Source organism: Bradyrhizobium sp. CIAT3101, from assembly GCF_029714945.1.
GTDB lineage: Bacteria > Pseudomonadota > Alphaproteobacteria > Rhizobiales > Xanthobacteraceae > Bradyrhizobium.
Window position 1 is genome coordinate 4260036 of the sequence record NZ_CP121634.1, and the last position, 25080, is coordinate 4285115.

Genomic DNA, 25080 nt, shown 5'->3' on the forward strand with positions numbered 1-25080 from the left:
ATCTATCTCAATAGGCGCCGGCTTGGTTCGCTTGCACTTTGGTGGTGTCATCGAAGGGCGGAAAACATGGGTCCTCTTCGCTATTTGGTTGCGCTCTTGCTTTGGGTGCTCGCGGCCTGCATGACCCCGAGCAGCCCATCGCAAGCCGGCACGGGTACCGTGCGCATTCTCTTGGGCACCGCGGCCGTGGTCGTTGGCGTTGGAAACGGCACGGGTACGCTCACATTCGAAGGCAAGACGTATTCGTTCGAGGTGTCAGGTGCGAGCTTTGGCGCGACCTTGACGCAGGCCGTGAGCGAGCTGGACGGGGAGGTCCGGAATCTGCGTCGTCCCGAGGATCTCGCCGGCAACTACATCGCGGTTGGCCTTGGCGGGGCCCTGGTCGGAGGAGCGGGCATTGCGCGCCTGCGTAACGCAAAAGGGGTCACCCTGGTGCTTCGCGGCCCCAAGATGGGTGTGGGCCTGTCGGTTAATCTGGCCAAGGTCACCATCACGATGTGACGGATGTCTGACTGGGGCATTGGCGGGCCTCATTCCAGGACGAGGGGCGGGCATGAAAAAGCCCGCAGCGGAATTCTCCGCGCGGGCGTTTCGGAATTATCGATTCTGACATTCTGCCAGTGTTTTGCCCGACGTGTCAAACGCCGCTGAAGCGGCGGCTCAAACCGCTTCGCGCGAAAGTCCCCCATGATTTGTACTGTGCATGGGGTTGTTTTCGCGCTTTTGCGTTGAGGGCGTCTAGTCCGCCGCTTTTTCTCGTAAGCGCTGCGCGTAGACGTTGATGATCAGCGCCGCCAGCAGGATCACGCCGCGGATCAGGATCTTCAGGAAGCTGTCGATGTTGACGTGGTCGAGGCCGTTATTGAGAACACCGAGAACGAAAAGCCCGACGATGGTGTTGCCGATGCCGCCGCGGCCGCCGAACAGGCTGGTGCCGCCGACCACGACCGCGGCGATGGAGTCGAGCAGATAGGTGTCGAACTCGTTCTGCTGGGCGCTGCCGAAATGGGCGACGCCGAGCATGCCGCCGATGCCGGAGCACACCGCCGAGATCACCATGACGGCGCCGAGGATGAGCTTGACGTTGAGGCCGGAATATTCGGCCGCTTCGCGATTGCCCCCGACCATGTAGACGTAGCGGCCGAAGCGCGTGTAGGTCAGCACCAGGTGCCCGCCGAGCAGCATGATGGCCGCGACGATGACGATCCAGGGGATGCCGCCGATCGAACCGGAGCCGAGCGTCGAGATCAGGCCCGGCACCTTGTAGGCGATCTGGCCGCGCACCAGCAGCGCCGAGATGCCGGCCGCGATCTGCATCATGGCGAGCGTCATGATGAAGGAGGGGACGCCGATCACGGTCAGCCCCAGCGCGTTGACGAGGCCGAGAGCCGCGCAGAGCAGCAGCGCCAGCAGGATCGCGGCGACACCGGGAAGGGGGATGTTGGGAATGTTGACGTAGGATTCCTGCAGCGTGAAGTAGGCGACCGCGATGCCGGTGACATTGGCGATGCTGGCGATCGACAGGTCGATCTCGGCGCAGAGGATCACGAAGGTGAGGCCGACCGCGATGATACCGGTCACCGACACCTGCGTCAGGATGTTGCCGAGATTGTCGATCGTCGCGAAAGAGGGGCTGGCGAAGGCGAAGAAGGCGGACAGGAAGATCAGCGTCAGGAACGGCGCGATGTTGCGCATCTGCGAGCGCAGGAAGGGCGCAAGGCCCTTTGCGCGGTGACCCGCCGCTGGTGCCGTCTCACTGCTCGCCATGGTGCTTCTCCGTCACGCCGCCTCCAGCAGGCGGTCTTTGCTGACCGGCTCGTTCTTGAATTCCCGCACCACCGCGCCGCGCTTGAGCACGAGGATGCGGTCGGCCAGCGACAGCACCGTTTCCGGCTCGGTCGACAGCACGATGATCGCGAGCCCCTTGGCGCGGAGGTCGCGGACGATGTTGATGACGTCATTCTTGGCGCCGACATCCATGCCGCGGGTCGGCTCGCACAGCACCAGCAGTTTGGGCGGATAGGTGAGCCATTTCGCCAGCGCGACCTTCTGCTGGTTGCCGCCGGAGAGCATGCCGAGATCGAGGCCGACCACCGGCGGCCTGATCTGCAACTGCTCGACCTGGCGCCGCGCGATGTCGCGCTCCTGCGCCGGCTTCAGCAAGAGCGAGGAGATGCGGTCCAGGATGCTGATCGAGATGTTCTTGAAGACCGGCTCCTGGTGAAACAGCATGGCACGCCGGCTTTCCGGCACCAGCGCCACGCCCGCGCGTCGCGCCGCCGCCGTGCTCGCGAAGGATTTTTGCGTGCCGTCGACGGCGAGCGTTCCGGCGTCCGGCTTCAGCTTGCCGAACAGGATGCGCGACAGCTCCTGCTGGCCGCAGCCCATGAAGCCGTAGATGCCGAGCACCTCGCCGGCGCGGGCCTCGAAGGAGACGTCGTTGAGGCTGCGCGCCAGCGACAGTTGGTCGACCTTCAGCACGACGGAGCTGTCGCTTGGCTTGGGCAGCATCAGATCGTCCGTGTAGCTGTGCTCGAGCGCTTCGCCGCCGCGGCCGATCATGGCCTCGATCAGCGCGCCCTTGCTGGTCGCGGTGCTTGCCGTTTCCGCGACCTTCCGCCCGTTGCGGAACACGGTGACCGTATCGGACACGCGAAGAATGTCCTCGATGAAATGCGAGATGAAGACGATGGCGGTGCCTTGCTCACGCAGCCGCCGCAGCGTCGTAAACAGCCGCTCGACCTCCGGCGGGGAGAGGGCCGATGTCGGCTCGTCCAGAATGACGATGCGGGCGCCGGAGAACAGCACGCGGGCGATCTCGATCAGCTGCTGCAGCCCGATCGGCAGATCGCCGAGCCTGCTCATCGGATCGACGTCGATGCCGAATCGCGAAAGCTGCTCGCCGGCCTCGCGCGCCATGCGCCGCCATTGCACGAGGCCGAGGCGGTTGGTCGGCTGGTTGCCGAGGAAGACGTTCTCCGCGACCGTCAGATCGGGCGCGACAGAGAGCTCCTGATGCACCATGGCGATGCCGGCCGCGTGCGCATCGCGGGCCGAGCGGAAATGGGTCTCCGCCCCGTCGACCAGGAAGCGGCCGGAGAATTCGGTGTGCACGCCGGCGATGATCTTCATCAGCGTGCTTTTGCCGGCGCCGTTCTCGCCGACGAGACCATGGATCTCGCCGGGAAGAAGCGCGAAGTCGACACCACGAAGCGCTTCGACGCCGCCGAAGCTCTTCGTGATGCCCTGGAGTTCCAGGATGGGCTGTTGACCCTCAGGCATGCAAGATCAGATCTTGGAGGATTTCAGATCAGGAAGTGATCCTGCATCCACTGCATGCCGGCGGCATTGGCCTTGGTCACGACCGGACCGTCGGTGACGACGTTCTTGGGGATGCCCTGGCCGCTCTTCTCGCCACCGGCGACGGCCGCGACGCCCGCGATGATCGCGCCGCCATGGATGCGGCATGACGGATTGCGCACGGTCGCGAACATGCGGCCCTCGCTCACCGCCTGGATTGCCGGCGGCATCGCGTCCACACCGCCGATCAGGATATTGGTGCGGTTGTGCGCCTTCATGATGTTGGCGGCCGCGAGCGCCATGTCGTCATTGTGGAAGAACGCCGCGTCGATCTGCGGGTATTTGGTCAAATAGGTTTCCCAGAGCCGTGCCGTCTTGGAGACGTCCCAGTCGGCCGGCTGGGTGTCGAGCACCTCGATGCCGGGGAATTGCTTGACGACGTTGTTGAAGCCCTTGGCGCGGCCCTGCGCGCCGGTGTGTCCGAGCGCGCCCTGGGTCATGATGATCTTGCCCTTGCCGCCCATCGCGTTGCACAGCGCCTGCGTCACCGAGGCGCCCATGAACTCGTTGTCGGGGGCGAGGAAGGAGTGGACGTTGATCTGGTCGAGCGGCGCAATCAGCGTGTCCATGTCGATGACAGGCGTGCCGGCGTCGATCATCTTCTGCACGGGCTGGGTGAGCGTGCCGATACCGAAGGCCTGGATGGCGACGAAGTCCCATTTCTGCGAGGCCATGTTGTCGATCGCCGCGCGCTGCTTCACGGCGTCGAGCTGGCCATCGAACCAGGTGACCTCGACATTGAACAGCTTGCCCCAGAATTCCGCGGCCTGCTTGCCCTGTGCGCACCAGGTCGCCTGGAGGCCTGCGTTGGAGAACGCCGCCTTCAGCGGCTTCTCGGATCGTCCGACTTCGGCTGCAAGTGCTGGATTTATGCCCATGCTGCCGAGGATGGCAGTCGCGGCGCCGGCGGTTGCTGCCGCCTGAAGAAGATCGCGCCTCGTCGTCGAGAAATCTTTCGTCCCGGACATCGCTCGCTCCCATATATTTTATCGTCGGCGCGTCATTGATTGCGCTACCGAGGCGGAAAGTGTCTCACAAGAGTTGATGCCACTCAACGTACAATCAACGTCGGTATCGTCGCGGCCCGTGTTGGTGCAGCGCAAAGCGCTACGCTGCGATGCCAGCGAAGACCTCGATCTCGGCGAGCAGCTGGTCCCATGCCTGCGCCATCCCGGCTGACCAATCATCACCGTGCAGATCGCGCAGCGTATCCCTGATGGTGGCGAAGAAGGCGATGAACAGCTCGCGCGGCGTGCCATAGCCGTCGTGCGAGACGACTTCGCAGGCGATCAGCCGGAAATGGCCACGGCGCTCGCCGGCAAAGTCGAGAATCGCCTCGATGGTCAGGGCAAGCATTGATCCCATCACCAACTCGCTGCCCTGCGAACGGAACATCGCCCGCGTTTCGGGACGTTCGTTGAACAGCCGTTGATAGATGAGGGGCGTGAGATCGGCGCAGCGCGAGGCTGCAAGCTCAAAACTTTGCTCGATCAGGTTGGGAGAAGCACTCATCGGCCGATCAGCCGCAAAAGACAAAAAAAAGAGCGGGGCCCTAGCCCCGCTCAAAAATTGTGTCGACCCTATTATCCCCGATTCTAAGATTTGATCTTGATTGGCGGGGCGACGCTGCGTTTTGCGCGCCAGGGGCTCCTCCCGAGACTTGGACCACCAGACTTTGACCTCGCGGCTAGCCTGAGCAAGAGGGATGCTAGATCAACTTTTCTCACTTGTCATCATTTTCGGCAACGATTGTTCAAAATTCGAGCAGTTGACGAAATGTTCGGGCTTTTTGTCCCATAAGCATATGACAAATATAAGAAATCTGTGGATTGGCGAGGGTGGCCAAACTGCCTCAAATGCTGGAGGTCCGCCTTCAATGGGGTCCGCTGATCACATTTTTTGAGAGTTTGCGCCTCCCCAACCAAGGCGGCGATGTGATCTCGACTCGGAGCGGGCGCAGTGTTTAGTTAGCAGACGAACGAATGGTTCGGCGGATGCGCGCTCGGCTGCAAAAATTCTTACCGGTTGTCCTGCTCGCTTTGGCGATGCAGGTGCTGGCGCCGATCGCCGCCTGCTGGGCGGCCGGCCAGGCCGTTGCCGATCCGCTTGGCGCGGGGGTCATCTGCCACAGCGTCAGCGAGCAGGGTACACCCAACGACCAGAACGGAGCGCCGACCGCGCATGCCGGTGCCTGCGCGCTGTGTTGCCTGGCGCAGGCCAACGCATCCTTCGATTCGCCGCCGCACGCGACGCTCTCCGTTCCCTTGCGCGACGCCGCGCGAGTGGTGTGGCACGAGGCGGATGCGTCCGCTGTCCGTCCCCATAAAGGCTCAAGCGCCCAGGCGCGGGGACCTCCCCACTTCTCCTGACGTTGCGACCGACCGAACCACTGGTGCACGACGTTGTTGCGCCGATGGCGTGTTCAATGAACCGGCCAACGTGCCGGATGTCAGGAATTCAGAGATGTTACGTATTCGTGCGATCCGCGGCGCGAGCCTGCCAGTGCTTTGTGGGGTGCTGTCCTCAATCGGCTCAGACGCGTTCGCCCAGGCCGCCCAGCAGGCGCTTCCCGCGGTGACGGTTGACGCTCCACAGGCTCCCCGCGCTAAGCCGGTAATCCGGTCCTCGAACCGTCGCGCGACGGCGGTGGCCCGTTCGACCAGGCCAGTCGCGCCGAGCAGCGCGGTTGGTGCCGCGTCCCAAGGCCAGACCGTGAGTGCGAGCATCGCCCGCGCCACTCTCAATCAGGCACCGGCAGGGCAAACCGCGACGACCATCGATCGCAGCCAGTTCGATAACCGTCCAGCATTCTCGGTCAGCGATGTCCTGCGGGATAGCCCGGGTATTTCGATCAAGCAGGGAAACGGCCCGCGCGATTTCGGCATCTCGATTCGCGGATCCAACGCCCGGAACGGCTTTGGTATTCGTAATCTCGTGATCTTTGATGACGGTTTTCCGGTGACGCAGCCGGACGGCCTGTCGCGCAGCGACCTGATTGATCCTCACGCCTACGGTGCCATCGACGTCGTCCGAGGACCGTCGTCCGCGCTCTACGGAAACTACGCGACCGGCGGCGCTCTCAATTTCCGGACACGGCCGGGCGGCACGATCGACGGTGTCGAATACGGTGTTGACGGCGGTAGCTACGGATACCTGAACAACTACCTGGCCGCGGGCAAAAAGATCGGAAACTTCGAAGGCTCGCTGTTCGCAAGCGACACACGAGGCGATGGTTATATCGGCAATAGCTGGTTCAATACTCAGACCGTCAATTTCCTGGGGACACTCAAGGCGACGCCGGACGATCGCTTCACGGTCAAGATCATCAATAACGATCTTAGCACCCGGCTTCCGATCCGCTCGTCGCTGAACCAATACTATCAGAATCCCTTCCAGCAAGGATGTGCGACCGGTGCAACCGCAGCAGCAGGCTGCGGTACTGTGACGTTGTTTAACAACGGGTTCAATACCGCCGCAGGCACTGACAAGGAGACGGCCGTCCAGGCGGGTCTCGGTCGCAACGATCGTCGGACCATTGTCGGCGGCCGATGGGAGCATGATTTCGACAACACAACGACCTGGCGCAATCAGTTCGTCTTCGACGACCGAAACATCAACCAGCCGACGGGCTCGACGAGCGCAATTGGAGATTTTCCGTCGTACAATTTCATGAGCGATCTGACCAAGCGCGGCGAGATCGTTGGACTGGAGTCGACCGCGTTCTTCGGCGCCTTCTACAACACCCTGACCGCGTCGAACGATACGCGGAACGTCATGCCGGGAGGCAATGCCACACTCGGCAGTCTGTCGAGCAATCTCTACAGCCAGACAACCAACTACGGCGTTCGTGCGCGAGAAGAGCTCAAGCTCACGTCATCCTTGACGGCTGTCGCGGGCGTCGGCTGGGAAACCACCGTCCTGAAGGGGACAAACACGGCGTATTCTTACGCCGATCCCACCGGCATCACGACGGTGGCAATCACGACCGCGGACCGCCAGATTGAGAACACGGCACCGGAACTCGCGCTGTTGTACAATCTGAACAACGAATGGCTATTCCGCGGCCGGGTTGCGACCGGGTACGGCACTCCGCAGGTTTCGAACCTCTTCGTTCTCCCGACCGGGCTTTCGGGCAACAACACCCAGCTTCAGACCCAAAAGAATCTTGGCTACGATGTCGGCTTCGATTGGACGCCGAACAACTCAGTCAAGCTGAGCGCAACCGGCTTCTACGAGTTCTTTCGCAACGAGATCGTCAACCAGGCAACGCCGATTGCGGGCGTAACATATTCATTCAATGCCCCACGATCGGAGCATCGCGGTGTCGAACTCGCCGCCGACTGGAAATTCCATCCCGGCTGGCGATTCATGGCGGCATACACCTATCTCGACGAAGTCTATACTGAGTACGTCGAGAATATCACCAACGGGACAGTGTTTAGCTTCAATCGGGCGGGCAACAAGATTCCTGGCATCTCGCCCAACGAACTGACGGCCAGGATCGGTTACGACGAGTATGCCGGAGCGCTGGCCGGTCTCGGTGGTTTTATAGAAGTCCAGTGGAAGGACGCCTTCTACATGGACAACGCAAACCTGCTGAAAGCGCCCGGCTACGAACTGGTCAATGTGAACGTCCACTACAAGACCGACCTGGTGTCTGATTCGTTTAAGTCCCTGAATCTGTTTCTCGAGGTCAGAAACGTCTTCGACCGCACGTACGTCGCTTCGGCAAACAACATCAGCAACACGGTCACAGCGGCCGGCCTTCAAAATCCTGCGAGCGTGCTCGCAAATACGACGGGATCTATCTACGCAGGCTCGCCGCGCACCTTCGTTGCGGGTATGAAGGTGGCATTCAAATGATCCGGACTTCCGAAAGGACTGGGGTCATGATCCGAAATGGCTTGCTAGCGATAGCTACACTCGCGCTTCTACAAGGCCCAGCACTCGGACAGATGCACGGCCAGCATGTGTCCGAAGCGGCGTGTGAGGAGACCACGCTGCGCTGCGCCACCAAGGTGACGCCTGCCTTCGGTCCTGACGGAACCCTGTGGCTCGCCTGGATGGCAGGAGGACAGGTGTCCGTCGCGAGTTCGCGAGATGTCGGGCGCAGCTTCTCGGCGCCGACCCAGGTTACGACGACGCAGCTGAATCTTGATTGGGGCCCGGATGCCCGGCCGAAGATCGTGGTCGACCGCAAGGGCGGCATCGCGCTTGCGTTCTCGATCTTCAGGGACGAAGCGTTCAACGGTCAGGTGCTCTACACGCGCTCGGCCGATGGTGGGAAGAGCTTTGCGGAGTTGAAGCCCATCACCTCCAACAATGAGAGCCAGCGCTTCGAGGCGCTGGCTCTCGATCAGGATGGAACGGTTTTCGCGGCTTGGCTCGACAAACGCAATCGCGTTGCCGCAAAGGAGGCGGGACGGAAGTACGACGGAGCGGGGTTGTTCTTTGCTTCGTCGAGGGACGGTGGCGCGACCTACGCAGAGGCTCGACTGGCGCGCGAGGGCACCTGCGAGTGCTGCCGGTTGGGGCTGACGTTTGTCGCTCCCGGGCGGCCGGTCGTGATCTTCAGGAACATTTTCGACGGCGGCGTGCGCGATCATGCGGTCATGACCTTCTCCGACGTCGCTACACCGGGGGAGGTCTATCGCGTCAGCAACGATGACTGGCAGATCAATGCCTGTCCGCATCACGGGCCGAGCCTCACCGTCGCGCCGAGCGGGACCTATCACGTTGCCTGGTACACGAACGGCAAGGCTCGGAGGGGATTGTTCTACGCGCATTCGCGCGACGACGGCCGCACGTTCTCGGCGCCAATGGCGCTCGGCCAGTCGGGCCGCAATCCGACGCGCCCTTACGTGCTCGCTGGCCCCGCTGGAACGGTGATGGTGTGGAAGGAGTTCGATGGCGAGAAGACCTCGGTCCAGATGATGATCTCCCGCGACGATGGCGAGACATGGTCGCCGCCGAAGACGCTATCGAGTACGACTGACACCTCCGACCATCCTCTGCTCGTCTCCAACGGTCGACAAATCTATCTGTCATGGATGACGAAGGCGGACGGTTATCGTCTGACAGCGATCGAGGACCAGCCATGAGACATCGATTTGCCTGCATTCTGGGGCTGGGCGTCCTAATAGCTTCTGCGTCTGCGCTCGGGGCGCCTCAGGCGCTCAAGCCGTTCGAGCGGGGTACGTGGCAACGCGTGCTCAAGGATCATGCGGGGCATCCGACACTCGTGCATTTCTGGGGCGTAACCTGCGGACCCTGCAAGGTTGAGCTACCGGAACTCGGACAGTTTGCCAAAGACCATCCAGGGATCGACGTCGTCACGATCAGCGCCGATCTCGTGCCGAACCTCCCTGCCGCGACGCAGTCGATGCTCGACAAGGCGGGCCTGTCGGCGACTGAGAACTTCCTCTTCAGTGATGGCTTCGTCGAGCGGCTGCGGTTCGAGATCGATCCCGCCTGGCAAGGCGACATTCCCCGGACCATGCTCATCTCGCGGGACGGGACCATCACGACGATCGAAGGTTCGGCCGAAATCGCCGATCTCGAAAAATGGTCGGCCCAACAGCTCTCCACCCACTGAAATCCAGACTGCAAACAGGACGACTGATATGAAGACGATGTTGAAAGAAGCGATGCTCGCGGCGTTCGCTCTTGTACTTTGCGCGGCTCCCGTCCGCGCCGACGACGTCAAGGCGGGCGATCTCGTGATCTCCCAGGCCTGGAGCCGGGCGACGCCTGGCGGCGCAAAGGTCGCTGGCGGCTTCCTGACCATCGAGAACAAGGGCTCGGCGCCCGACAAGCTCGTCGCAGTGACCGCCGAGATCGCCGGGAAGACCGAGGTCCACGAGATGGCGATGGACAATGGCGTCATGAAGATGCGCCCGCTGGACAAGGGGCTCGTCATCGAGCCCGGCAAGACCGTGAAGCTCGCGCCGGGCGGCTATCACCTGATGCTCCAGGATCTCAAGGGCGCGTTCAAGGAGGGCGAGAAGGTGCCGGTCACGCTCGAGTTTGAGAAAGCCGGCAAGGTCGTGGTGTCGCTCGACGTCCAGGGTGTCGGTGCGCAGGCGCCCGGCGGCGGCGGAAGCATGATGATGAAGAAAATGCCCGATCATTCGGGAATGAAGATGTGATGAAGCTGATCAAGTCCCAGATGACCCTGCGTCGAACCATCACGAGCCTGGTGCTCGGAGCGGCTGCATTGTTGTCGGCCGCGGCAACACCCGTTGCGGCTGCGACCGACGACGACAGTTTCTTTACCCATCTGCATACCGAGAAGGCGATGGCCAATGTCACGGTCTCGCCCGGTCGCGCCGGTCCGGTCGAGATTGCGATCCAACTCGAAACGACGGACGAGGCGCCGCTCACGGCAAAGGCCGTGTCGGTGACATTGGTGGACACGCAGACGGGTAGGAAGCTCGCGCCGGTCGAAGCTACGCGCGACGGCGAGGATGGCTGGCGCGTGAAGGTCGCGCAATTGACGCCGGGGCGCTGGATGCTGGGCCTCGGAATTGCGATCTCCGAGGCTGATCATGTCAACGTGGAATCACCGATCCTGATCAAGTGACGGTGTCGAAGAGGCTAAACATGTCGAAGCGAATCTGGCTGATCGTGATGGCTGCGCTTGCCGCATCGCCTGCGGCGGCCCACGTCTATCTGGAAGGCAAGCAGGCCACGGTCGGTGCGTCCTACAAGGCCGTCTTCGCCGTGCCGCATGGCTGCTCCGGCTCGCCGACGGTCAAGATCCGTGTGCAGATTCCGGAAGGCGTCATCGCCGTGAAGCCGATGCCGAAGGCCGGCTGGAACGTCGATGTCGTCGAGGGGCAGTATGGCAGCGCCTACGACTATCACGGCAACAAGCTGACTTCGGGCGTGAAGGAAGTGGTCTGGTCCGGCGGCAAGTTGCTGGACCACAATTACGACGAGTTCGTCGTCAGCAGCTTCCTCACCGACAGCTTGAAGCCTGACACCACGCTGTATTTCCCGGTGGTGCAGGAATGCGAGAAAGGCGTCAGCCGCTGGATCGAAATTCCGGCCGAAGGGGCCGCGCGTTCGCACGAGGACAAGTCGCCGGCGCCAGGCGTGAAGCTTCTGCCCAAGCCGTAATGCGTCGTCTCGCTGCGCTCGCGATGCTGTTCGTCGTCGCCGGCACTTCGACCGGCGCGTTGGCGCATGCGGCGCTGATCTCGGTCGAGCCGGCGAGTGGCAGCATCCTGGCGAGCGCGCCAAAGGCGGTGGAGCTGCGCTTCAACGAGGCGGTAACCCCTGGCGCGATCCAGCTGATCGATGGCGCGGGGAGGGCACGCGACGACGCACCCGTCACGACATCAGGCGAGGGCATTTCGATCGCGATGCCGCCGGACCTGCCGCAGGGCACCGCAGTCGTGAGCTACCGGGTGATCTCGCAGGATGGTCATCCCGTCGCGGGTTCGGTGATCTTTTCGGTCGGCACGCCGACGGCGACGCAGCCTCCCCCCAATGAGGATGGCCGGTTGAACGCGCTGATCTGGCTGTCGCGGATCGGTCTCTATCTCGGATTGTTTGTCGGTGTGGGCGGGGTATTCTTTGGCCGCTGGATTTCGTGGTCGATGACGGGCATGAGAGTGCCCCGCGCGGCGCTCCTTGTTGGTCTGCCGAGTGCAATTGTCTCTCTCGGTGCGCTTGGGCTCGATCTCCTCGGTCTGCCGCCGGCATCGATCACGACGGGGGCCCCTTGGAAAATCGCGTTCGCGACCAGCGCTGGTCCCGCCTTGCTCGTCGCCATCGCGGCGATGCTGCTCGCGCTGATGGCGCTGGGCCGCGCGTGGTATGCGCGCGCGCTTGCGGTCATCGCATTCACCGGCGTCGGGCTCTCGCTTGCCATGACCGGGCACGCCGCAACGGCGTCGCCTGAGGTACTGACGCGGCCGGTGATCTTTCTCCATGGCCTCGCCGTTGCCTTCTGGATCGGCGCGCTGGCACCGCTCGCGGCGCTGCTGTCGAAGCCGACGCCGGCGGTGCTGCCGCTCTTGAACCGCTTCTCGCGCATCGCCATGCCGGTGGTCGCAGCGCTGGCGTTGACCGGATTGACGCTTGCGATCATCCAGCTGGAAAAGCTTTCTGCGCTGGTCGAGACCAGCTATGGGCTCATTCTCTCGGTCAAGCTGGCGCTGGTCTTGTCCCTGCTGGCGCTCGCCGGGCTCAATCGCACTCGGCTGACGCCGGCGCTGGCGAAAGGCCAGGGTGCGGCGGTTGCGCTCAAGCGTTCGATCCTGCTCGAATGTGGGGCCGCGCTCGGTATCTTCGCCGTCGTCGCCGGCTGGCGCTTCACGCCGCCGCCGCGGACCATGGTGCCGGAGACGCCACTGGCAATCCACATCCACACCGACAAAGCCATGTTCCAGGTGCTGGTGTCGCCGGGCAAGGCCGGCGTTGACGATTTCGTGCTCCAGCTCATGACCGGCGAGGCGACGCCGCTGAAGGCCAAGGAGGCTACTCTGACGCTTAGCCTGCCCGAGCGCGGCATCGAACCGATGGAGCGCGACGCCGAACTCGGGCCTGACGGCTATTGGCACGTCCGCAAGGTCGAGCTGCCCTTCGCCGGCCGCTGGCATGTGCGGATCGACGCGCTGGTGACCGATTTCGAGAAGATCACGCTCGAGGACGATCTCGAGGTCGCACCGCCTTAAGGCGAACACGGTTCATGTCGAACCTGAAGGCAACGGAAAAATGACAGGAATTCCGCCGCGTTAGCGGCTTTTCCTCATTCCCGGCCTTGTGTTTTCGCTCCCAATCCGGTTTCACTGCGGGCCATCACTGATTCCCAGAGTATTCCCATGCGGTTGTCGCGGTTCTTTCTGCCCATTCTGAAGGAAAATCCGAAAGAGGCGGAGATCGTCTCGCATCGGCTGATGCTCCGCGCCGGCATGATCCGGCAGGAGGCGGCCGGCATCTATGCCTGGCTGCCGCTGGGCTTCCGGGTGCTGAAGAAGATCGAGCAGATCGTGCGCGAGGAGCAGGACCGTTCCGGCGCGCTGGAACTGTTGATGCCGACGCTCCAGCTCGCCGACCTCTGGCGCGAGAGCGGCCGCTACGACGCCTACGGTCCAGAGATGCTGCGCATCGCCGACCGCCACAAGCGCGAGCTGCTGTACGGGCCGACCAACGAGGAAATGATCACCGAGATCTTCCGCGCTTACGTGAAGTCCTACAAGAACCTGCCGCTGAATCTCTATCATATCCAATGGAAATTCCGCGACGAGCAGCGTCCGCGCTTCGGCGTGATGCGCGGCCGCGAGTTCCTGATGAAGGATGCCTATTCCTTCGATCTCAACGAGGCCGCCGCGCGCGTCGCCTACAACAAGATGTTCGTCGCCTATTTGCGCACCTTTGCGCGGATGGGGCTGAAGGCGATCCCGATGCGCGCCGAGACCGGCCCGATCGGCGGCGATCTCAGCCACGAATTCATCGTGCTCGCCGAAACCGGCGAATCCGGCGTGTTCATCAATCGCGACGTGCTGGACCTGCCGGTGCCCGGCGAGGATGTCGACTATGAGGGCGATCTGACCCCGATCATCAAGCAGTGGACCTCGGTCTATGCCGCGACGGAGGACGTTCATGATCCTGCGCGGTTCGAGCAGGAAGTGCCAGCGGACAAGCGCGTGAACACCCGCGGCATCGAGGTCGGCCAGATCTTCTATTTCGGCACGAAATATTCCGAGCCGATGAAGGCGATGGTGGCGGGCCCGGACGGCGTGGACGTGCCGATCCATGGCGGCTCCTACGGCGTCGGCGTCTCGCGCCTGTTGGGCGCCATCATCGAGGCCTGCCATGACGATGCCGGCATCAAATGGCCGGAGGCGGTGGCGCCGTTCCGCGTGTCGATCCTCAATCTGAAGCAGGGCGATGCCGCGGTCGATGCGGCCTGCGAAAAGCTCTATGCCGAGCTCCAGGCCAAGGGCGTCGACGTGCTCTATGACGACACCGACCAGCGCGCCGGTGCCAAATTCGCCGCCGCCGACCTGATTGGCATCCCCTGGCAGATCATGATCGGGCCGAAGGGGCTGGCTGACGGCAAGATCGAGCTCAAGCGCCGCGCCGACGGCTCACGCGAGAATCTGTCGCCGGCGGACGTGGTCGCGCGCCTGGTCGGCTGAATATTGTTCATCGCCCGATATCCCGGCCGCCAATCCGGCCACAATTGACCCCGAATCATGGGATTATCGAGCGATGGATGAAACCATGACCGAAACCGTTCAAACTGCGCCGTTCGCACCCTTCGAGTGGATGCTGTCGGCCCGCTATCTGCGGGCACGGCGCAAGGAGGGATTCATTTCGGTCATCGCCGGGTTCTCCTTCCTCGGCATCATGCTCGGCGTGGCCACGCTGATCATCGTGATGGCGGTGATGAACGGCTTCCGGAAAGAGCTGCTCGACAAGATCCTGGGGCTGAACGGCCACATCCTGGTCCAGCCGCTGGAATCGCCGCTGACCGACTGGAAGGACGTCGCCGAGCGCATCAGCCAGGTCCAGGGCATCCGGCTCGCTGCCCCCGTCGTCGACGGCCAAGCGCTGGCGTCCTCGCCCTGGAACGCCTCGGGCGTGCTGGTGCGCGGCATCCGCTCCGACGACCTGAACAACCTCACCTCGATCGCCAAGAACATCAAGCAGGGCTCGCTCGAGGGCTTTGACGACGGGCAGGGCGTCGCGATCGGCCGGCGGCTCGCCGATCAGCTGTCGCTGCATGCGGGCGACAGCGTGACCTTGGTGGCGCCGAAGGGCGCGGTGACGCCGATGGGCACCACGCCGCGCATCAAGCCGTACAAGATCGTCGCGGTGTTCGAGATCGGCATGTCCGAATACGATCTCGGCTTCGTCTTCATGCCACTTGCCGAAGCGCAGGCCTATTTCAACCGCAGCAGCGACGTCACCTCGATCGAGGTGTTCACCACCAATCCCGACAAGATCGACGCCTTCCGCAAGTCGGTGACGGAGGCCGCGGGCCGGCCGGTGTTCCTGGTCGACTGGCGGCAGCGCAACTCGACGTTCTTCAACGCGCTCCAGGTCGAGCGCAACGTGATGTTCCTGATCCTGACCATGATCGTGCTGGTCGCGGCGCTGAACATCGTCTCCGGCCTGATCATGCTGGTGAAGGACAAGGGCAGCGACATTGCGATCCTGCGCACGATGGGGGCCTCGCAAGGCTCGATCATGCGGATCTTCCTGATCACGGGCGCCTCCATCGGGGTGGTCGGCACGCTGGTCGGTTTCTTCGTCGGCCTTGTGATCTGCCTCAACATCGAATCCATCCGGCAATTCCTGTCCTGGCTGACCTCTACCGAACTGTTCTCGCCGGAGCTCTATTTCCTGTCGAAACTGCCCGCCGAGATCGACGTCGGCGAGACCACGGCCGTCGTCATCATGGCGCTGACGCTGTCGTTCCTGGCGACGCTCTACCCGTCGTGGCGCGCCGCGCGCCTCGATCCGGTCGAAGCGCTGCGGTACGAGTGAGGGGCTGATGGAGCAGCAGCAGGGGGCGGAAGATGTACCGGTCATCTATCTCCACGAGATAAAACGGCAGTACCTGCAGGGCGAGGCGGCGCTGACTATCCTGGACAACGCCAAGCTCGCGCTGTGGGCGGGCCAGTCGGTCGCGCTGGTCGCGCCGTCGGGCTCGGGCAAGTCGACGCTGCTGCACATCGCCGGCCTGCTCGAGGCGCCTGATTCCGGCGAGGTCTATGTCAACGGCGCGCCGACCTCGCAACTGCCCGACATCGAGCGCACCCAGCTGCGCCGCACCGATATCGGCTTCGTCTACCAGTCGCACCGGCTGCTGCCGGAGTTCTCGGCGCTCGAGAACGTGATGATGCCGCAGATGATCCGCGGCCTGAAGAAGTCCGAGAGCGTCAAGCGCGCCAAGGAGATCCTTGGCTATCTCGGTCTCGGCGACCGCATCACGCATCGGCCTGCGGAGCTGTCGGGCGGTGAGCAGCAGCGTGTCGCGATCGCGCGCGCGGTCGCCAATGCGCCGCGCGTGCTGTTTGCGGACGAGCCGACCGGCAATCTCGATCCGCACACCGCCGACCACGTGTTCCAGGCGCTGATGCAGCTGGTCAAGGCGACCAAGGTCTCGATGCTGATCGCGACCCACAATATGGAACTCGCCGGCCGGATGGACCGGCGCGTGTCGCTGTCCAACGGTCAGGTCATCGAGCTCGAATAGAAAACGCGAAAACAACCCCATGCACAGTAGAACGATTGTCTCGGGTGTCAGTGCGCGCCGAGATAGGCCGCTTGGATGCTCTCGTCCGACATGAGGTTGGCACCGCTGCCCTGATCGACGATCGTACCGTTCTTCAGCACATAGCCGCGGTCGGCGATTGCCAGGGCCATATGGGCGTTCTGCTCCACGAGCAGGATCGTGACCCCGCTTTTGTTGATCGTCTCGATAATATCGAAGATGCGCTCGACGAAGAGCGGCGAAAGTCCCATCGATGGCTCGTCGAGCAGGAGTATCCGCGGGCGCTGCATCAGCGCGCGGGCCACGGCGAGCATTTGTTGTTCACCTCCCGACAGCGTACCGCCGAACTGCTTGCGTCGCTCGGCAAGGCGCGGGAACAGCTCGAGCATCTCGGCCATTCGGCTGGCGATATCGGCCTTCGAGTTGACTGTGAAGGCGCCCATTTCGAGGTTCTCGATCACTGTCAGGTCGGCAAAGATGCGACGCCGCTCCGGGACGTGGGCTAAACCAAGGCGCACGACGTCATGCGGCGGAACCGATCCGAGGGAGCGTCCGTCCAACAGGACCTCGCCGGAGCGGATGGGCAGCAGGCGCGAGATCGCACCAAGGGCCGTCGTCTTTCCGGCGCCGTTGCTGCCGATGAGCGTAACGATTTCGCCCTCGTTGACGATCACCGAAAGATCGCGGATCGCGTGAATTGCCCCGTAGAACACGTCGATATTCTTGACCTCAAGAAGAGGTCGGCCGGCCGAACCCGATGCATTCGTCATGACGTCTTTCCGCTCTCCGATGTGGCCGTGCGCGCCGCAACGCCGCGTCCGAGATAGGCTTCGATCACCTTGGGATGCGTCCTGATATCGTCTGCTCCGCCTTCGGCGATCTTGCTGCCGTAGTCGAGGACGACGATGTGATCGGAAACGGTCATGACCAGCCGCATGTCGTGCTCGATCAGCACGACCGCTATGCCGAGGTCCGAGCGGATCCGCAGGATCAGCGCCTTGGCGTCCTCCGTTTCCTGCGGATTCATTCCGGCGGACGGCTCGTCGAGCAGCAGGAGCTTCGGTCTCGTGGCGAGCGCGCGGGCGATTTCAAGGCGGCGCTGCTCGCCATATGCAAGACTGCCGGCGGGCACGTCCGCCTTGTCGGCAAGGCCGACAAACGCAAGCAGTTGAATGGCGTCCGCAATCGCGGAATGCTCCTCATTTGCATAGGCGCGCGTGCGGAACAGGGCGCCCCAATAGCCCGAACGCATATGCATCGATCTTGCGACGACGACATTTTCGAGGGCCGTCATTCCCGCGAACAGGCGGATATTCTGAAACGTCCGCGCAAGGCCCGCGGCTGCGACCTGATCGGGCCGGAGGCCGACGAGGTCAACGCCATCGAGCAGCGCCACGCCAACGTCCGGTCGGTAGATCCCGGTGATCAGATTGAAGAACGTGGTCTTGCCGGCACCGTTCGGCCCGATCACCGAGATGATCGACCCGCGCGCGACTTTGAGCGTGACGTTATCGACCGCGGTCAGGCCGCCGAACGACTTGCGCAGGTTCGTCACATCCAGGAGGAGATTGCTGGTCACGAGGCTCTCCCGGCGTCTCTCGCTGAGATGGGACGCCGTTCGGCAGGGACCAGCCCGCGCGGCCGGTACAGCATCATGGCGATGAGAATGAGACCGAAGATCAGCCGTTCGTATTTGGAAGGTTCGAACTGCGTCGGCAGATTGGCGAAGGACCAGCCGAGAATCTCAAATCCGGTCGCGCGCAGGTGGTTTAATCCAGCCGAAAGCGACTTGAGGATCTGCAGGTTGAGGATCGTGACGAGCCCGGCCCCCATCATCACGCCACGTATCGAGCCGAGCCCACCCAGCACGATCATTGCGAGAATGCCGATCGACTGATTGAAATCAAAACTTTCGGGGCTGACGAAAGTCTGCTTCGCGGCAAAGAGGACGCCCATCGTGCCCGCGAAGGCCGCTCCGGTCGCGAAGGCGATCAGCTTGGTTCTGACCAGCGGAACGCCCATGGCCTGCGCGGCGATCTCATCCTCGCGGATCGCGACCCACGAGCGTCCGATACTTGAGCTGTCCAGTCGGCGATTGGCGAGCACGGCCACGAGCACCAGCGCGAGCACGACAGCGTAATAGATCAGCGCCTGCCATCTGAAGGCGGGCACCGCCGTGTCGGTTGCGAGAACGCGGGCGGCCTCGGTGAGTGGTTGCGCGATCCCGGCGATCCCTTGCGGGCCATTGGTGATGTTCACGGGCTTGTCGAGGTTGTTGGCGAGAACGCGGATGACCTCGCCGAAGCCCAGCGTGACGATGGCGAGATAGTCGCCTTTCAACCTCAGCACCGGCAATCCGAGCAACGCGCCGGCGCCAGCCGCGACAAAGATGGCGACGATCACGATGACGAAGAACGCATCACCCTGCAGCGGGAATCCCGCGCCGAGCAACGCGGCTCCGTGGGGAGAGCTGACAATGGCCCAGAGGTAGGCGCCGACCGCGAAGAATGCGACGAATCCGAGGTCCAACAGACCGGCGAAGCCCACCACGATGTTCAGCCCCAGCGCCAGGACCGCAAAGATGCCGACCTGAATGGCGACGTCGAGATAGAAGGTGTTGCGCATTCCGATGACGGGCAGGGCACACAGCAACACGAAGGCCAGCACGAGCCCACCGACGCGCGGATCGGTCTTGTCGAAGTCGCTCGCCATGAAGAGCGGGACGAGCAGCGCGACGAACGCCACCGTGTCCATCAGGCCGTTGCCCGTGAAGACGAAAATACACAGCAGGGTCACGACCAGCGTATAGGCGATCAGCCACGCAGATCTGGAAAACGGGCGGCTGACCATGAACTACACCTTTTCCGTAGAGGGACGCCCGAGCAGGCCGGTAGGCTTGAAGATCAGGATGAGAATGAGGATGCCGAAGGCGAAGATGTCCTTGTATTCGGTGCCTATGGCGTTGTTCGTCAGGATGGGAACGAATGTCCCGATCAACATCTCGATCAAGCCGAGGACGATGCCGCCGACCATGGCGCCGGGAATTGACCCGATGCCGCCAAGGACCGCCGCGGTGAACGCTTTCAGGCCAGGAATGAATCCCGAGAACGGATCCACGCGTCCGAACTGTAGCGCATAGAGCGTTCCCGCGACGCCGGCGAGCGCGCCGCCGATGACAAACGTCAGCATGACGATGCGGTTGACGTCGATGCCCATCAGGCTGGCCGCCATGCGGTCGGTTGCGACGGCGCGGATCGCCTTGCCGAGCCGCGTATGAGTGACGGTATATCGGAGCCCTGCCAGCATCGCTCCGGCGACGATCAGGATGACGAGCGATTTCATCGGAACGCTGTCATTGGGCGTCAGCGGCAGCGGAATATCGAAGAACGGCATCGACGGGAACGGCCGGATGAACTGGCCGAACAGGCTTTCGACGAACCGCACGGCGTCCTGCAGGAAAAGGCTGATGCCGATGGCCGTGATCAGCGGAGCGAGCTTTGGTGCATTCGAACGCCGCAAGGGCCGGTAGGCGACGCGCTCCGCGAGGCCCGCGAGTGCAGCCGAGACAGCGGCCGCGACGATCATGGCGAGCACCAATTGTATGACGGGGTGGAGCGGGGAGCCGGCCAGAACATAGGTGAGCAGTTCGACCGCGACGAAGGCGCCCACCATGAAGATCTCGGAGTGGGCAAAATTGATCAGGCCGAGGACGCCGTAGACCATCGTGTAACCAAGCGCGATGGTGGCATAGAGCAGACCGAGGATGAGTCCATCCGCCAGCGTCGATGGAAGCAATTCGAGGACCAGCTGAAAGGACATGTCGCGGCTTTCCGAAGGCGCAATCGGCGAGGGCGCCCGGTGTGAGGCAGGGATCGGGGTTGTCGGGCCGCGGAGCTGAGGGGCGCCGCGGCCGCCATGAAGCGCGATCGCAGCGGTTCAGGACCCGCCGGGGGCTGCGACGTCGATGACCTTGACGATCTTGTTGGCGTCAGCCGACTTGCCGGCTTCGATCACGACGTATTTCGCGCTCGCGATGTCACCGCGATTGTTGAAGGCGACCGGGCCGGTGACACCGTCGAACTTGACCTCGCGAACCGCCGCTGCCACCGCCGCGCGGCTGGGCATCGCACCACCCTTGGCCTTGGCTGCGGCGACGATCGCCTCGATGACCACGCGCGCGCTGTCGTATCCGTAAGCCGAGTAGACCTCTGGATCCTTGTTGAACTTGGCCTTGTAGGCCTGCGCGAAGGCGGCGGCGGCCGGCATTTGCGAGAGCGGCAAGGCCGTCGTCGTAAAATAGGCGTTGGTCATGTTCTCGGGCCCGGCGATTTTCTGCAGATCGCCGCTATCCAGGCCGTCGCCACCAAGGAATGCTGCCTTCAGGCCCTTTTGCCGCATCTGCTTGATGATCAGGCCGCCCTGGGGGTAGGTGCCGCCGTAGTAGACGAGATCGGGCTGGTCGACGCGGGCGCGATTGAGGATCGAAGAGAAGTCGGTCTCATTCTGGTCCATGCCGGTGGACAGGATGACGTTGGCGCCGCTCTTCCGGATCGCCGCTTCAAAGGTCTGGGCGATGCCGGAGCCATAGGCGGACTTGTCGTTGATGATGTAGACTTTCTTCGCCTTCAACGTATCGGTCGCGAAATTGGCGCCTGCCGGCCCTTGAACGTCGTCGCGGCCGCAGATGCGGTTCGCGATGGCGCGCGTCGTCTCGCGATCGGTGATCGCCGGGTTCGTGTTGGCCGGCGAGACCATCGCGAGATTGTCCTTGGCGTAGACTTCCGAGGATGGAATCGCCACGCCGGAATTGTAGTGGCCGACGACGCCGAGCACGGCGGGGTCGTTGAGGATCCGGTTGGCGTTGGCAACACCGACGTTCGGCGTGGCTTGATCGTCCTCCGGCTGGAGCGAGAGCTGGAAGCCCATGTCGGTCAGCTGCTTGGCGAACTGGGCGACGGCCAGCTGGGCGCCAAGCATGATGCCTTCGCCGGCGACGGATTGCTGTCCCGAGAGAGGCGACTGCGTGACGATCTTGATTGCACCTTTGTCTTGAGCGGTCGCTGCGCAGGAAAGCAGCATCAGGCCGGTGGTGGCCGCAGCCAGAGTCTTCATCAATGTCATGGTGACTTCCCCCTTCTCGAGAGCGCCCGATCGGCTCACCCAGATCGGAACAAACACGCCTGGGAAGGGATCATCGATTGGGGGATTTACGCTGGCTATTTGGCGGCTTGCGTCATCATGACGTTTGCTTATGCTCACGCAGCATCAGATAGCACCAGAGATGGATGGTCAGGGCTAAAGGCCTTGTCCATCGGCTCGGGATTCCGAGGGTGGGGCGGCGGAGGCTCGGTCTGGCCCCGGCTGGACGAGCAGGGCGGGCTAGCGCGGGATTTGGCGCGGCGAGTGATTGCCAACGTTCGAGGACGTCCGATTGTCCTGCCGATCAGAGCGGCATTTGCAGCTTAAAAAAAGGACATTTCGGTTGTGCGTCGCGATCAGGAACGGTGCGGGTTCGGCGGCCACTGCTCTGTTGCCGGGGTCATCCCCGTCGGTCGGGCATCCAGATCGGCGCGATGACGCCTGGGGGATCACGGATTATGGGGGCCTCCGCTTGCGCCTCGGCGGCGTTTCCATAATATGCTTCTGGAGCATCAAATAGCGTCAGGGGCGAATGGTCCAGGCGAAGGTCATTACGAAATCGGCGGAGGACTCCGCCAGCGAGATGCAGCGATCCTTTGCGGAGAATCTTCGTCTGGCCTGTAGCTACGCGCCGTCCGTTTCGGAGGTCTGTCGTCGTCTCGACATCAACCGCACGCAGTTCAACCGTTATCTGCGCGCGGCGGCGCGGCCGTCGCCCAACATCCTCAATCGCTTGTGCGATTATTTTGGAGTTGAGGCGTCGGAATTCCATCTCGCACCGGCGCAGTTTGCGCGCATCATAGCGCTCAAGCGGCGGACGTCGAAGCCGCGTCCACCCTATGCGGATGGCATTGACCGGCTGCGCGCGGCATCGCTTCCGGCGCTACGCGGCTATGTCGGCTACTATCACGTCTACTATTATTCGATGAGCTCGCCGGGAATGGTCCTGCGCGGGCTCACGCACCTGTTTACGCACCAAAACCAGGTCTACTATCGGCGTATCGAACATTTCTCCGATCCGGAGCGGAGGGGCGCGGCCTACAAGTGCCGATATTCCGGCGCCGCCTTGTTTCTCGAGGATCGGATATTTCTGATCGACTACGAGACGCTGACCGGCAACGAGGTCACGCAGACCATCCTGTTTCCTTCGCGGCGCAACAAGATCGCCCGGTTGACCGGGCTGATCATGGGGGTGTCGTCCGGAAGCCAGCGCAGAATTGCCTGCTCCCGCGTGGTGTTCGAATGGTTGGGCGCGGAGATCGAAGTCCGGCCCGCGCTGACGAATTGCGGGCTGTTTGCGCCCGATGCGCCGACGATCCCGCGTTCGATACGGGACATGATCGACAACACCATGCAGCCGAGTGCACCGCTGTTTTACCCGGTCGATGCATGACGTAGCCGGCGCGGCTCGCGACGCCGGCGCCGATTGCGCCTTGAAGGCCTTTGCCGCCCGTCACTATTGTTCCGGGCGCGCCTCCGACAATTCCAGCCAAAGCCGGACGAGCGCTGCCTCGGCCGTTTCCGCGTCGCCATTTTCCACGCCAAGACGCCAGAGCGGGGCGCCCGCCGCGTAGGCGCCGGGTGCGAGGCCGCCTTGCTCGCACTGGCTGACTGCGCGTAACCGACACCCTCTTCGAAGTGCAGCATCGAGAGCGTCGAGGAGAGCGGCATTGCTGACGATCGTGCCCGGTCCGAACAGCCGCAGGACAGCGCCGTCGAGCTCCGCGAGCGCCGCCGAGACCATGCTGGCGGGCATGCCGGGTGAGATCGTCAGGATGGCCACGCGAACATCGCCGAAACGTCGTGGGCGAAACTGCGCAGCGCCAATCGGCGGTGTGACGGCGCGAAAGGAGTCCGGTGCGCTGGAATGGCGCTTGACCAGTCCGGACGCTGCGACCGTGCGCCCGGCGAAGGCAAGCCAGACACCGGGAGGCGCGGTGAGGGCCGATTGCAATGCGAGCTCGAGATTCGATTCAGCGTCCCCGCCCGTCCCGAGCGGGCGCATCGCACCGCTCAGAATAATCGGAAAGGGCGCACCCGCCAGAGACTGACTGAGTGCAGCTCCCGTGAAGCTCATCGTGTCCGTGCCATGCGTGACGACAGCGCCGTCGCCCGACCAGTCTTCGAGATGTGAGATAATCCGGTTCCAGTGCTCGTGGCCAATGTCGGCGCTGTCGACAAGGGGGTCGAACGAGCAGATCGACAACCGTGCCCCGGGTGGTCCTAGCGCGGCGGCGGCGTCCTCCAAGACGCCGGCGGCGGGCGCGAGTCCGTCGGAGGATCCGCGCATGGCAATCGTTCCGCCCGTATGAATGAGCAGGATTTCGGGGCTTCGTTTGTTCGAGAGCCCGGCTGGGCGATCTTGGTCCAACTTCGTCGGTGCCGAGCCGCCTGTGCTGCTGGGTACGCCCGACATCATGCCTGGAAGCCTGCGACGGCACTTCCCGGTCGAGGCACGCCGCGCCTTCCCGCAAGCGAACGGTCAACCAGCTCGTGCGCGACAAGATCGGTGACGTCGATGAGTTTCTTGCCGGTTTCGATATCCGAGATCAGCGGCAGCTCGGTGCAGGCAAGAATGACATGATCCGATTTCAGCCCCTCGACGAGGGTCTGGAGGCGCGGCCGCAGCGAGGGATCGCGACTTCCGAGACGTTTCACGTCGAGAATGAGATTGTGCAGCTCCGCGGCGTTGGACGGGGTCTCGACCGCGACGATGTCCTGGAGCGACTGGTAGGCAGACCACGGTCCAAGGCTTGTGACCGGCGCGGCACCCAGAAGGGCTATGCGCTCGACACGGTGGCGTGCGACCCAGGCGGAGAGCGCGGATTGGAATGACACGAACTCTCCCGGCAGGCCGAGCGAAAGGATGCGCGGAGCGAACAGATTGAGTGTATTGCAGGCGATGGTATAGGCATCCGCCTGGACCGCTATCGCGGCGATCGTCTGCTTCAGGCTGTGCCAGACGATTTCTTCGTTTTCTTCGAGGTCCATCGACAGGCCCAGTGTGGGCTCCGACAAGACGACCACGCGCGGGGCGTCGAGGTCTCCGCGGAAATCGCCGCCAAAAAGCGTCTGGTTGCGGGCAAGAACCTTGCTCCAAAGATCGATTCCGGCCTCTGGGCCCGAACCGGCGACAATCCCGATCGATGCGCGCGTTGCCCCTTCTGTCGTCGGCTTCATAGTGTCGGCCTTGCTTGCATGGTTTGTCTTCGTAGATCGTCTTTCGCGACCTCCAAGCCAATTTCGCTTTCTGTCGCTTGATGATGCGAAACGATGCTAGAAGCGCGCCAGAGAGCGCAGCCATGCAGAGCGGGTCTCGAGAGTCCCGACGGGATCAATTCTCCAGC

At 63.0% G+C, this 25080-nt stretch carries 24 protein-coding genes; 13 read left to right on the forward strand and 11 right to left on the reverse strand.

The genetic code is table 11. The features are described from left to right. Positions 1-66: 66 nt before the first annotated feature. Positions 67-501, forward strand: a complete 435-nt coding sequence (locus tag QA645_RS20075; protein WP_283052512.1) for a hypothetical protein — start codon at positions 67-69, stop codon at positions 499-501. A 237-nt stretch (positions 502-738) separates the two neighbouring features. Here the strand turns inward: QA645_RS20075 and QA645_RS20080 are convergent, their stop codons facing one another. From QA645_RS20080 to QA645_RS20095, 4 genes are all read right to left on the reverse strand, one after another. Beyond that, positions 739-1767: an ABC transporter permease gene (locus QA645_RS20080; RefSeq protein ID WP_283052514.1), complete on the reverse strand. Its 1029-nt coding sequence runs from the start codon at positions 1765-1767 to the stop codon at positions 739-741. Between the two features lie 12 nt (positions 1768-1779). Beyond that, positions 1780-3282 carry a sugar ABC transporter ATP-binding protein gene (locus tag QA645_RS20085; protein ID WP_283052516.1) on the reverse strand — a complete coding sequence of 501 codons (1503 nt, stop codon included), beginning with the start codon at positions 3280-3282 and terminating at the stop codon, positions 1780-1782. A gap of 23 nt (positions 3283-3305) precedes the next feature. Next, complete coding sequence (locus tag QA645_RS20090) at positions 3306-4328, reverse strand: sugar ABC transporter substrate-binding protein (RefSeq protein ID WP_148753658.1); 1023 nt, start codon at positions 4326-4328, stop codon at positions 3306-3308. Positions 4329-4467: 139 nt separating this feature from the next. Next, positions 4468-4872 (reverse strand): globin, encoded by a 405-nt coding sequence (locus tag QA645_RS20095; protein WP_283052522.1) that lies wholly within the window; start codon positions 4870-4872, stop codon positions 4468-4470. Positions 4873-5342: 470 nt separating this feature from the next. Here QA645_RS20095 and QA645_RS20100 point away from each other — a divergent pair, with 470 nt between their 5' ends. The 11 genes from QA645_RS20100 (at position 5343) to QA645_RS20150 (ending at position 16576) form a co-directional block, all read left to right on the forward strand. Beyond that, complete coding sequence (locus QA645_RS20100) at positions 5343-5729, forward strand: DUF2946 family protein (RefSeq protein WP_283052524.1); 387 nt, start codon at positions 5343-5345, stop codon at positions 5727-5729. Positions 5730-5823: 94 nt separating this feature from the next. Next, positions 5824-8223: a TonB-dependent receptor gene (locus QA645_RS20105; RefSeq protein WP_283052526.1), complete on the forward strand. Its 2400-nt coding sequence runs from the start codon at positions 5824-5826 to the stop codon at positions 8221-8223. 26 nt (positions 8224-8249) lie between these two features. Continuing rightward, complete coding sequence (locus QA645_RS20110; protein WP_283052529.1) at positions 8250-9461, forward strand: sialidase family protein; 1212 nt, start codon at positions 8250-8252, stop codon at positions 9459-9461. Next, entirely contained in the window at positions 9458-9955 is a 498-nt protein-coding gene (locus QA645_RS20115; RefSeq protein ID WP_283052531.1) for a TlpA disulfide reductase family protein, read from the forward strand. The genes QA645_RS20110 and QA645_RS20115 overlap by 4 nt, the downstream gene beginning before the upstream one ends. Positions 9956-9983: 28 nt before the next feature. Beyond that, positions 9984-10508: a copper chaperone PCu(A)C gene (locus QA645_RS20120; protein WP_283052532.1), complete on the forward strand. Its 525-nt coding sequence runs from the start codon at positions 9984-9986 to the stop codon at positions 10506-10508. Further along, positions 10508-10942, forward strand: a complete 435-nt coding sequence (locus tag QA645_RS20125) for a hypothetical protein (RefSeq protein WP_283052533.1) — start codon at positions 10508-10510, stop codon at positions 10940-10942. Before QA645_RS20120 ends, QA645_RS20125 begins: the two co-directional genes overlap by 1 nt. Before the next feature lie 20 nt (positions 10943-10962). Further along, positions 10963-11481, forward strand: a complete 519-nt coding sequence (locus QA645_RS20130; protein WP_283052535.1) for a YcnI family protein — start codon at positions 10963-10965, stop codon at positions 11479-11481. After that, positions 11481-13043, forward strand: a complete 1563-nt coding sequence (locus QA645_RS20135) for a CopD family protein (RefSeq protein WP_283052537.1) — start codon at positions 11481-11483, stop codon at positions 13041-13043. Before QA645_RS20130 ends, QA645_RS20135 begins: the two co-directional genes overlap by 1 nt. Before the next feature lie 147 nt (positions 13044-13190). Then, entirely contained in the window at positions 13191-14510 is a 1320-nt protein-coding gene (gene proS / locus QA645_RS20140; RefSeq protein WP_254193962.1) for a proline--tRNA ligase, read from the forward strand. Positions 14511-14583: 73 nt separating this feature from the next. Beyond that, complete coding sequence (locus QA645_RS20145; RefSeq protein WP_200467568.1) at positions 14584-15864, forward strand: lipoprotein-releasing ABC transporter permease subunit; 1281 nt, start codon at positions 14584-14586, stop codon at positions 15862-15864. Positions 15865-15871: 7 nt separating this feature from the next. Continuing rightward, the gene (locus QA645_RS20150; RefSeq protein ID WP_148773668.1) at positions 15872-16576 is read left to right on the forward strand and encodes an ABC transporter ATP-binding protein; all 705 of its coding nucleotides are present in this window, start codon (positions 15872-15874) and stop codon (positions 16574-16576) included. A 47-nt stretch (positions 16577-16623) separates the two neighbouring features. Here the strand turns inward: QA645_RS20150 and QA645_RS20155 are convergent, their stop codons facing one another. The 5 genes from QA645_RS20155 to QA645_RS20175 form a co-directional block, all read right to left on the reverse strand. Next, positions 16624-17364, reverse strand: a complete 741-nt coding sequence (locus tag QA645_RS20155; RefSeq protein WP_254131831.1) for an ABC transporter ATP-binding protein — start codon at positions 17362-17364, stop codon at positions 16624-16626. After that, complete coding sequence (locus QA645_RS20160; protein WP_283052540.1) at positions 17361-18173, reverse strand: ABC transporter ATP-binding protein; 813 nt, start codon at positions 18171-18173, stop codon at positions 17361-17363. The genes QA645_RS20155 and QA645_RS20160 overlap by 4 nt, the downstream gene beginning before the upstream one ends. Beyond that, entirely contained in the window at positions 18170-19444 is a 1275-nt protein-coding gene (locus QA645_RS20165) for a branched-chain amino acid ABC transporter permease (protein WP_283052541.1), read from the reverse strand. The genes QA645_RS20160 and QA645_RS20165 overlap by 4 nt, the downstream gene beginning before the upstream one ends. Before the next feature lie 3 nt (positions 19445-19447). After that, positions 19448-20413, reverse strand: coding sequence for a branched-chain amino acid ABC transporter permease (locus QA645_RS20170; protein ID WP_283052542.1), 966 nt, complete (start codon positions 20411-20413; stop codon positions 19448-19450). Positions 20414-20530: 117 nt separating this feature from the next. Further along, entirely contained in the window at positions 20531-21715 is a 1185-nt protein-coding gene (locus QA645_RS20175) for a branched-chain amino acid ABC transporter substrate-binding protein (protein ID WP_283052543.1), read from the reverse strand. A 550-nt stretch (positions 21716-22265) separates the two neighbouring features. On the opposite strand from QA645_RS20175, the gene QA645_RS20180 reads away from it, so the two are divergent. After that, positions 22266-23126, forward strand: a complete 861-nt coding sequence (locus QA645_RS20180; RefSeq protein ID WP_283052545.1) for a helix-turn-helix transcriptional regulator — start codon at positions 22266-22268, stop codon at positions 23124-23126. Positions 23127-23189: 63 nt separating this feature from the next. Here the strand turns inward: QA645_RS20180 and QA645_RS20185 are convergent, their stop codons facing one another. Further along, positions 23190-24152, reverse strand: a complete 963-nt coding sequence (locus QA645_RS20185; protein ID WP_283052547.1) for an asparaginase domain-containing protein — start codon at positions 24150-24152, stop codon at positions 23190-23192. Beyond that, complete coding sequence (locus QA645_RS20190) at positions 24149-24913, reverse strand: aspartate/glutamate racemase family protein (RefSeq protein ID WP_283052548.1); 765 nt, start codon at positions 24911-24913, stop codon at positions 24149-24151. Before QA645_RS20190 ends, QA645_RS20185 begins: the two co-directional genes overlap by 4 nt. Positions 24914-25080: the final 167 nt, after the last annotated feature.

What these genes read in the sequence shown, in the direction of transcription:
- QA645_RS20080 (WP_283052514.1), bottom strand. Translation starts at nt 1,767, where the DNA reads ATGGCGAGCAGTGAGACGGCACCAGCGGCGGGTCACCGCGCAAAGGGC.
- QA645_RS20145 (WP_200467568.1), top strand. Translation starts at nt 14,584, where the DNA reads ATGGATGAAACCATGACCGAAACCGTTCAAACTGCGCCGTTCGCACCC.
- QA645_RS20175 (WP_283052543.1), bottom strand. Translation starts at nt 21,715, where the DNA reads ATGACATTGATGAAGACTCTGGCTGCGGCCACCACCGGCCTGATGCTG.
- QA645_RS20115 (WP_283052531.1), top strand. Translation starts at nt 9,458, where the DNA reads ATGAGACATCGATTTGCCTGCATTCTGGGGCTGGGCGTCCTAATAGCT.
- QA645_RS20075 (WP_283052512.1), top strand. Translation starts at nt 67, where the DNA reads ATGGGTCCTCTTCGCTATTTGGTTGCGCTCTTGCTTTGGGTGCTCGCG.
- QA645_RS20190 (WP_283052548.1), bottom strand. Translation starts at nt 24,913, where the DNA reads ATGAAGCCGACGACAGAAGGGGCAACGCGCGCATCGATCGGGATTGTC.
- QA645_RS20095 (WP_283052522.1), bottom strand. Translation starts at nt 4,872, where the DNA reads ATGAGTGCTTCTCCCAACCTGATCGAGCAAAGTTTTGAGCTTGCAGCC.
- QA645_RS20180 (WP_283052545.1), top strand. Translation starts at nt 22,266, where the DNA reads ATGGTCCAGGCGAAGGTCATTACGAAATCGGCGGAGGACTCCGCCAGC.
- QA645_RS20105 (WP_283052526.1), top strand. Translation starts at nt 5,824, where the DNA reads ATGTTACGTATTCGTGCGATCCGCGGCGCGAGCCTGCCAGTGCTTTGT.
- QA645_RS20100 (WP_283052524.1), top strand. Translation starts at nt 5,343, where the DNA reads ATGGTTCGGCGGATGCGCGCTCGGCTGCAAAAATTCTTACCGGTTGTC.
- QA645_RS20155 (WP_254131831.1), bottom strand. Translation starts at nt 17,364, where the DNA reads ATGACGAATGCATCGGGTTCGGCCGGCCGACCTCTTCTTGAGGTCAAG.
- QA645_RS20130 (WP_283052535.1), top strand. Translation starts at nt 10,963, where the DNA reads ATGTCGAAGCGAATCTGGCTGATCGTGATGGCTGCGCTTGCCGCATCG.
- proS (WP_254193962.1), top strand. Translation starts at nt 13,191, where the DNA reads ATGCGGTTGTCGCGGTTCTTTCTGCCCATTCTGAAGGAAAATCCGAAA.
- QA645_RS20185 (WP_283052547.1), bottom strand. Translation starts at nt 24,152, where the DNA reads ATGATGTCGGGCGTACCCAGCAGCACAGGCGGCTCGGCACCGACGAAG.
- QA645_RS20170 (WP_283052542.1), bottom strand. Translation starts at nt 20,413, where the DNA reads ATGTCCTTTCAGCTGGTCCTCGAATTGCTTCCATCGACGCTGGCGGAT.
- QA645_RS20090 (WP_148753658.1), bottom strand. Translation starts at nt 4,328, where the DNA reads ATGTCCGGGACGAAAGATTTCTCGACGACGAGGCGCGATCTTCTTCAG.
- QA645_RS20125 (WP_283052533.1), top strand. Translation starts at nt 10,508, where the DNA reads ATGAAGCTGATCAAGTCCCAGATGACCCTGCGTCGAACCATCACGAGC.
- QA645_RS20120 (WP_283052532.1), top strand. Translation starts at nt 9,984, where the DNA reads ATGAAGACGATGTTGAAAGAAGCGATGCTCGCGGCGTTCGCTCTTGTA.
- QA645_RS20150 (WP_148773668.1), top strand. Translation starts at nt 15,872, where the DNA reads ATGGAGCAGCAGCAGGGGGCGGAAGATGTACCGGTCATCTATCTCCAC.
- QA645_RS20135 (WP_283052537.1), top strand. Translation starts at nt 11,481, where the DNA reads ATGCGTCGTCTCGCTGCGCTCGCGATGCTGTTCGTCGTCGCCGGCACT.
- QA645_RS20110 (WP_283052529.1), top strand. Translation starts at nt 8,250, where the DNA reads ATGATCCGAAATGGCTTGCTAGCGATAGCTACACTCGCGCTTCTACAA.
- QA645_RS20165 (WP_283052541.1), bottom strand. Translation starts at nt 19,444, where the DNA reads ATGGTCAGCCGCCCGTTTTCCAGATCTGCGTGGCTGATCGCCTATACG.
- QA645_RS20085 (WP_283052516.1), bottom strand. Translation starts at nt 3,282, where the DNA reads ATGCCTGAGGGTCAACAGCCCATCCTGGAACTCCAGGGCATCACGAAG.